This is a genomic window from Mycobacterium sp., from assembly GCF_051006775.1.
Classification (GTDB): Bacteria; Actinomycetota; Actinomycetes; order Mycobacteriales; family Mycobacteriaceae; genus Mycobacterium.
The window spans coordinates 1-7,735 of sequence record NZ_JBPCSX010000045.1 but is presented as its reverse complement, the minus strand read 5'-3'; the positions used below and the strand labels follow the sequence as shown (position 1 = coordinate 7,735).

Below are 7,735 nucleotides of genomic sequence, written 5' to 3'. Positions count from 1 at the left end.
CTGTGGCATACAAGCCCCCGACACCGCGCAGCGGCTTCAGTGCAAGCTCGGGCACAGCCATCGTCACGCTCCCCCCGTCCGGCCGGCGATCGGCTCTGAAGTCAAGATCCCTCCCAGTGGGCTGGTCGTCGGTTGTGGCGCCACCGGTCAGTAAACACACTGGTGATCAGGGCGGAACCGACTTCGGCGGGAACGCCGTTTTCGGTGCTGCCCGGGTCATCGGATCTCAGAATGGGGCGCGGGCGGCCGATCAAACTTCACCCCTGCCGTAGACCGCGACGACCACGCTGCGGTCGATGCTGTTCTCCGACCAGACACCGATCTCGATGTTGGAGCAATCGGACATGATGGCGTAGTAGTCGGGGCGGTAATACCACTGATTGAGAATTTCGATGCCGCTGATTGCGATGGCGGGATTGATGGCGGTGGTCTCGCTCACCGCGCCGCGGTAGCCGGCGTTAGCTGAGCGAGTGGCAACCGTCGAGCCATCGGAGCCGATATCGCCATCCAGTGCGCGGTTGTTCATCAGGTCCCAGGTTTGCCACTGGGCGGCCAGCACAAGCTTCTGATTGACCCGGAGTTTGTTCTTGCAGCCGGCCTGATGCTGGATCGTGAAAACGTTCGCGACGACAGAGCCGTTGAGCCGGTTGTTGTCCGCGTGAGAAGCAGGCGGCATCGCCAGGCCGACAACCATCAGCGTCGCACCGACCATCAACGTCGCACCGAAACCCGCAGCCGTGGGCAGACCCCTAAGCGGGCGAAGGCTCCGCTCGGTTCCCATCATGTTTCACCTCCGGTTGTCGGCGGGGAGCCAGGAAGACCTGACACCCGTCCGACACCACAGTGAACCGGGACCGAGCCGCGTTAGTAACGCCTCGGTTGAAAACCGAATTTCCGCAGTCTTGCCTGACCGACTTCGGCGCGCTGCTGGCCAACGTAACCCAGGAATCCTGCCGACTCTGTCGGCGGCGGGAGTTCCAGAGCCCAGCGGCCGCGAGGTGTGAGAATCACGACCCCGCGAAGCGATGCTGAGGGCTGCTTCTAACCGGCGATGATCCGGATGAGGTACGGGTCCATATCGGTGGTCCGCACCGGGGACACCACAACTCCGGCGTCGGTGACCTCGAGCATCTGGTTGTTGCCGAGGAACATCGCAACGGTCGTCGTGCCCTGAGGCCCGTAGAAGATCAGATCGGCGGGCAGGGCCTGCTCCGCGGTGACCTTCTGGCCGACGTTGTACATCGCACCCGAGGAGCGCGGCAGCTTGGCGTTGACGCCGGCGAACACGTACTGCATCAGGCCTGAGGAGTCGAAGCCGACGATGGCCGCTCCGGGGCCGTTGCCCAGACTCGGTCCGTTGATATCGCCACCGCCCCAGGAATACGGCACGCCCCGCTGGGCGAGACCGCGAGTGAGCACCAGATTGACGGCCTGGTCTCGGGAGACCGGAGCCGCAGAGCTCACGCCAGGCCCGACCAGCAAGCTCGTCGCCATCAGGACCAAGCCGATCACCATGGACAGGACACCGGGAATGACGCGCTTCATTTCAAACCACCCTCCTGCTGAGACGGTCGACCGGGCGGGTCCCGGTGCGTTCACAACAGTCGCTACCGTCACTTCTACAACACCGGGCCATCTACTGCCACCTCGATTTGCGCGCTGAACTGGCCTTTTTCCCAACCGTGATGCAACGGTGTCCCAAGCGCACCCGCTTCTTGGCTGAACCGTTGTGCGGGAAGTCCGGATACCATGGTGCGGCCGGATCCGGCTTGAGCCCCGTCTTGACGCAAAGAGGCATGACTGATGACCACGACCGAGACCACCTTCCCCAACGGGCAGGACATCGACACGGCGATCGCCGAAGGCAAACGCGCCTACGAACTCGACCGCAGGCACGTCTTCCACTCATGGTCGGCCCAGGCTCAGATCAAGCCGATGACCATCCTGGCGGCCCAGGGCTCCTACATCTGGGACGGCGATGGCAACAGGTTGCTCGACTATTCCGGCCAGTTGGTCTTCACCAACATCGGCCATCAGCACCCCAGGGTGGTCGCAGCGATCACCGAGCAGGCGGCCAAGTTGTGCACCGTCGCACCTCAACACGTCAACGCCGCACGCTCCGAGGCAGCCCGTCTGATCGCCGAGCGCGCTCCGGGCGATCTGAACCACGTCTTCTTCACCAATGCCGGCGCCGATGCCGTCGAGCACGCCGTGAGGATGGCGCGACTGCACACCGGGCGTCGCAAGGTGCTCTCGCGGTACCGCTCCTACCACGGCGGCACCGACACCGCGATCAACCTGACCGGTGACCCGCGGCGTTACCCCAACGACTACGGCAGCGCCGGTGTCGTGCACTTCAATGGCCCGTTCCTGTATCGCTCATCGTTCTATTCGGAAAACGAGCAGCAGGAGTCCGAGCGCGCGCTGGACTACCTCGAGCGGCTCATCGCCCACGAGGGTCCGGCGACGATCGCCGCGATCATCCTGGAATCTGTTCCCGGCACCGCAGGCATCATGATCCCCCCGCCCGGCTACATGGCCGGTGTGCGCGAGATCTGCGACCGCCACGGCATCGTCATGATCGCCGACGAGGTGATGGCCGGCTTCGGGCGCACCGGGAAATGGTTCGCCATCGACAACTTCAATGTCGTCCCCGATCTGATGACCTTCGCCAAGGGCGTCACCTCCGGTTACGTGCCGCTCGGCGGCGTGGCGATCAACGACGCCATCTACAACACCTTCGCCGAGCGCGCCTACCCCGGCGGACTCACCTACTCCGGCCATCCACTGGCATGCGCGGCCGCAGTGGCGACCATCAATGCCATGGAGGACGAGGGCATGATCGCCAATGCCGCCCGCATCGGCGAGAAGGTGCTCGGCCCCGGCCTGCACGAATTGGCGAAACGTCATCCGTCGGTCGGCGAGGTCCGAGGTCTCGGTGTGTTCTGGGCGCTGGAACTCGTCTCCAACCCCAAGACTCGGGAACCGCTTGCACCCTACGGTGCCAGCAGCCCCGCGATGAATGATGTTGTGGCGACGTGTAAGTCGGGTGGGCTACTGCCGTTTGCGAACTTCAACCGCATCCACGTCTGCCCACCGTGCAATGTCAGCGAGGCCGAGATCGCCGAAGGCCTGGTTGCTCTCGACGCCGCATTGGATGTCGCCGACCAGCACGTGGTGAAGTAACGCGTCAGAACGGCGACGTGTGCGCGGCCATCATGATGAACACCAGGCCGAGGCAGATCAGGATGTTCATCGCCACCACGATGGCGCCGGTAACGACCAATGAGTGCACTAAGCGGCGCTTGACCCGGAATCGTTTCGAGTGCCGCTGCTCGCCGGTGATGCGGATAGCCGCCTCGGCGAACGCGATGTCGAACTGCTCGGACTCACTGGCCGGGTGGCCCGCCGCGATCTGCCGTAGCCGTTCGGCCGGGACGTTTACGCCGACCGCCGCGAACTGGCGGCTCACCCGACGCAGCCGCCGACGACCGGCCGGATGTCCGGTCAGACTCAAATGCGACGGTGCTGCCATGGTGGGTCGACGGTAATCCCGCTTGCCTGCCGCCGCGAGGTGTTTCGGCGACTAGGGCTCCAGCACGACCTTGATGGCACCGCTGGCCCGGTCAGCGGCCACTCGGAACGCCTCGGTGGCATCGGCCAGCGGGAACCGGTGGGTGATGACGGTGGCCGCGATCTCGGGGTTGGCCGCCAGCGCCGCGGCCGCCTGAGCGAACTCATGGCCGCCGCTGCCGTTGTCGTAGCAACTGCATCCGACCATCGTCAGTTCATTCATCAGGAAGGCCATACCGGGCACTTTGCGGTCACCCTGGGCGAATCCGGCCATCGCGATTCGCGCTCCGGGCGCGGCGTGACGCACACAACTGGCCAACGCCGAGTCCGTCCCGGCCGCCTCGACGAGCACCTCGTACTCCCCGCTGGGCGTGCCCGCACCGAGTCGTTCCCCGGCCTCCCGCTGATGATCGTGACGAGACTCCAGGTCGACCTCGAGTCCGAGGGCTCGAGCCGCCGCCACCGCCATCAAGCCGATGCTACCTCCGCCGACTACCAGGACCCGCTCACCGGGAACGGCCGAAATCTTCTGCAGCGCATGCCAACTCACGGCCAACGGCTCGACGAGCGAGGCGTCCGACACTGGCAATCCCGCCGGCAGCGGAACCAGGCATTCCTGCGGCACCCTCACCCGATCGGCCAGTCCGCCGTCGAACGCCGCTCCGATGATCCCGTGCGCCGCGGAGCCCCGGCATCGCTGCGGTTGGCCCATCCGGCACTGATCGCAGTCACCACAGCGGACAGTCGGCTCAACGCAGTATGCGCGGCCACCAACGGTGCCGGCGATCTCGTGGCCCAGCGTCGTCGGCAGGTTCCACTGAACCAGTGTCATATCGCTGCCGCAGATACCCACCGCGCCGACATCGAGCAATGGCCAGTCCCCGCCTGGCTCGTCGACCTCGACGACCGTGGCTTTCCCCGCGATTGCCTTCACAGCGCGCATGGCATTCCTTTCGATCCAGTCCGGTCGCCATGCCTATACTGCGCCGATGCATTGCGACTATGTAGTGGTGGGCACCGGATCGGCCGGATCCGTGGTCGCCAACCGGCTCAGCGCCGACTCCGGCACCAGCGTTGTGGTTCTCGAGGCGGGCCCGATGGACAAGGACAAGTTCGTCCACATCCCCGCCGCTTTCTCCAAGCTTTTCCGCGGCCCGTTGGACTGGGACTATCTCACCGAGCCGCAGAAAGAAGTAGGTGGGCGCGAAATATACTGGCCGCGGGGCAAAGTCCTCGGCGGATCATCATCGATGAACGCGATGATGTGGGTGCCCGGCTTTCCCGAGGACTATGACGAGTGGGCCGAGCATGCCGGCGACGCGTGGGATTACTCGCATCTGCGGACGTACTTCGAGCGGGTTGAGAAGGCCGAGCTTGTTATCTCGCCGCAGCGCAGCCCGCGAGCGTCGACAGCAGCATGGTTGCGGGCCGCTGAGCAGTCCGGCTATCGGGTGACCTCCCCTGACCGACCGGTGGTCGACGGCTTCTGCGAGACGGCCGTCACTCAGCGCCGCGGTGCACGCTGGAGTTGCGCGGATGCCTATCTCAAGCCTGCGCTGAGTCGGTCGAACCTGACGCTGCTGACCAACTCGACGGCGCGACGCGTGATCTTCGAGGGAACACGCGCGGTCGGGGTCGAGTTCGATGACGCCACGGGACAGCGCCAGACGGTGCGGGCCACGCGCGAGGTTGTGCTGTGCGCGGGGGCGGTGAATTCCCCGCAACTTTTGATGCTGTCCGGGATCGGCGATGCACAGGAGTTGGCGGAGTTCGGCATCGGCATCACCCACCACGCACCGGAAGTCGGAAAGAACCTGGTGGATCATCTGGTCGCCACCCTGGGATTCGATGTTCCTGCCGACAGCCTGTTCCACGCTGAGAAGCCCAAGCAGTTGCTCAACTACCTGCTACGCCGACGCGGCATGTTGACCTCAAACGTCGGCGAGGCCTACGGGTTCGTCCGCAGCCGGCCCGAACTCGATCTGCCTGACCTTGAACTGATCTGGGCACCGGCGCCGTTCTTCGAGGAAGGCCTCGGCGATCCGTATGGGCACGCCATCGCCACCGGCCCGGTTCTGCTCAAACCCCTCAGCAGCGGTTCGGTGACGCTGCGATCCGCGGACCCGTCGGCCAAACCGATCATCGATCCGCGCTACCTGTCCGATCCGGAGGGTGTCGACCGCGGAGCGATGATGGCAGGTCTGCGGGTGAGCGCCGCGATCGCCCAGTCACCCGCACTGAAGGGCATCGTCGGAAAGATCGCTCGCCCGCTTCACTCCAGTGCCCTCAACGACGAAACGTTCGAACGGGCACTCGACAGTTGTTCTCACACGCTCTACCACCCAGTGGGCACAGCCAGGATGGGCCGCGACGAACGAAGCGTCGTCGATCCGCAGTTGAGGGTGCGTGGAGTGCACGGTCTTCGGGTCGCCGATGCGTCGGTGATGCCCACCATCATCCGCGGACATACCCATGCCCCCGTCGTCGTCATCGGGGAGAAGGCGGCCGAATTGATCGCCGCGGGCGACTGAACCCGGACGCCGCGATCAGTAGTGGTAGGTGTCCGACGGAGCCGAGACGTGCACGGCCTGGTCGTCGAATTCCGATATCTCGATGCCGTAGGAGCGGGCCAGGTCGAGGATTTTGTTGGCACGGGCGATACGGGGCAGATCGGAGCCGTTGCGGATCTCGCCGCCGTCGCGCTCGAACTCGGCGAAGAATTCCTTGGCCCAGCTGATCTCCTCCTGGGACGGCGAGAGGCCTTCGTTGACGGTGCCGCACTGGTCCGGGGTCAGGCAGATCTTGCCGGTCATACCGAACTCCGCGGAGACCGCGGTGGCCTCGCTGAGTTTCAGCGCGCTGGAGCCCACCGTCGGGCCGTCGATCGCGCCGGGCAGCTGCGCGGCCTTGGCGGCGATGGTGAACCGGGACCGGGCGTAGGCCAGCGTCGACGGGTTCTCCCCGAAGCCGGTATCGCGGCGGAAGTCGCCGATACCGAACGCCAGCCGGAACGTCCCCTTGGTCGCGGCGATCTCGGTGATGCGCTCCAGTCCGCGGGCGGTTTCCACCAGCGCGACGATCGGAACATCCGGCAGCAGGTTCGCCGTCTCGATGACGTGGTCGACGGACTCCACCATCGCCAGCATCACCCCGCCGACCGAGCTGCCTGCCAGCATGGCCAGATCGTCGGCCCAGAACTGGGTGCCGAACCCGTTGACCCGGACCCAGTCACTGTTGCCCGCGCCCAGCCAGCGCAGCACATTCTCCCGGGCGGCCTGCTTACCGGCCGGCGCCACCGCGTCCTCGATGTCGAGGACGACGATGTCGGCACGGGAGCGGGAGGCCGGGGCGAACTTGTCATATTGCGCCCCGTTGACCAGCAGCCAGCTACGCGCCAGTACCGGATTGATGCGGTATCCCGCGGCGTCGGTGCTGGTGTCCCATCCGGTGGCTTGGTCATACATGGCCACCATCGTCCCATCAGCGATGGTGACCGCCAAAACCGCCGTAGGCTCCAGTGATGATCGAGGTCGGCCGCGTCACATCCATCTGGCGATATCCGGTGAAATCGATGGCCGGTGAACAGGTGCATTCAGCGGACTTCGGGGAACTCGGCCTGCACGCCGACCGGACCTGGGCCGTCCGCGATGTCGAATCGGATGCGACCACCAGCGCCAAGCGCCTGCCCGGACTGCTGTGGTGCACGGCCCGCTACGCCGCCCCGCCGTCGCCGGAGGCCGGCCCCGGCCACGCGCCCGAGGTGATCATCGGACTGCCCGACGGTCGCGAGGCCTCCAGTGCCGACCCTTCCGTGCACGTGCTGTTGTCGGAGTACCTGGACCGGGACGTGCAGTTGCGGCCGCTGCCCCCGATTGCCGACCGCGACTCCTATCGCGCCCCGCCGGCCACCCAGGCCGATCTGCGAACCATCTTCGGGGTCGCCCCCGACGAGCCACTGCCGGATCTGTCGATGTTCCCGGTCAAGAAGCTCGCCGAGATCAGCCGCTTCGCCACCCCGGTCGGCACCTACGTCGACGCCTACCCCGTGCACCTGCTCACCGAACAGGCGCTGGCGGCAATGGCGGCGCTGGCCCCGGGTTCGGAGTTCGACGTGCGACGATTCCGGCCCAGCATCCTGATCGACGCTCCTTCTGACGCTGCG

8 protein-coding genes are annotated in these 7,735 nt (G+C 65.7%); 3 read left to right on the top strand and 5 right to left on the bottom strand.

Translation table 11 applies throughout. From position 1 onward, the window contains the following. Window positions 1-250: 250 nt before the first annotated feature. Together ACR2JI_RS03170 and ACR2JI_RS03165 are read right to left on the bottom strand one after the other, a co-directional pair. A complete protein-coding gene (locus ACR2JI_RS03170) occupies window positions 251-712 on the bottom strand; it encodes a CAP domain-containing protein (RefSeq protein ID WP_526387945.1) in 462 nt (153 codons plus the stop codon). Window positions 713-1,041: 329 nt separating this feature from the next. After that, entirely contained in the window at window positions 1,042-1,545 is a 504-nt protein-coding gene (locus tag ACR2JI_RS03165) for an NlpC/P60 family protein (RefSeq protein WP_526387943.1), read from the bottom strand. Between the two features lie 258 nt (window positions 1,546-1,803). Between ACR2JI_RS03165 and ACR2JI_RS03160 the strand changes: the two genes are divergently transcribed. Then, complete coding sequence (locus ACR2JI_RS03160; RefSeq protein ID WP_526387941.1) at window positions 1,804-3,186, top strand: aminotransferase family protein; 1,383 nt, start codon at window positions 1,804-1,806, stop codon at window positions 3,184-3,186. Between the two features lie 4 nt (window positions 3,187-3,190). Here ACR2JI_RS03160 and ACR2JI_RS03155 read toward each other — a convergent pair whose 3' ends face one another. Further along, window positions 3,191-3,535 (bottom strand): hypothetical protein, encoded by a 345-nt coding sequence (locus tag ACR2JI_RS03155; RefSeq protein ID WP_526387939.1) that lies wholly within the window; start codon window positions 3,533-3,535, stop codon window positions 3,191-3,193. 51 nt (window positions 3,536-3,586) lie between these two features. Continuing rightward, window positions 3,587-4,516: a zinc-dependent alcohol dehydrogenase gene (locus tag ACR2JI_RS03150; protein WP_526387937.1), complete on the bottom strand. Its 930-nt coding sequence runs from the start codon at window positions 4,514-4,516 to the stop codon at window positions 3,587-3,589. 46 nt (window positions 4,517-4,562) lie between these two features. Between ACR2JI_RS03150 and ACR2JI_RS03145 the strand changes: the two genes are divergently transcribed. Next, window positions 4,563-6,104, top strand: a complete 1,542-nt coding sequence (locus tag ACR2JI_RS03145; protein ID WP_526387935.1) for a GMC family oxidoreductase — start codon at window positions 4,563-4,565, stop codon at window positions 6,102-6,104. Between the two features lie 15 nt (window positions 6,105-6,119). Here ACR2JI_RS03145 and ACR2JI_RS03140 read toward each other — a convergent pair whose 3' ends face one another. Further along, entirely contained in the window at window positions 6,120-7,037 is a 918-nt protein-coding gene (locus ACR2JI_RS03140) for an HpcH/HpaI aldolase/citrate lyase family protein (protein ID WP_526387933.1), read from the bottom strand. Between the two features lie 56 nt (window positions 7,038-7,093). Between ACR2JI_RS03140 and ACR2JI_RS03135 the strand changes: the two genes are divergently transcribed. Continuing rightward, the coding region (locus ACR2JI_RS03135; protein WP_526387931.1) for an MOSC N-terminal beta barrel domain-containing protein at window positions 7,094-7,735 on the top strand (642 nt) is incomplete at its 3' end.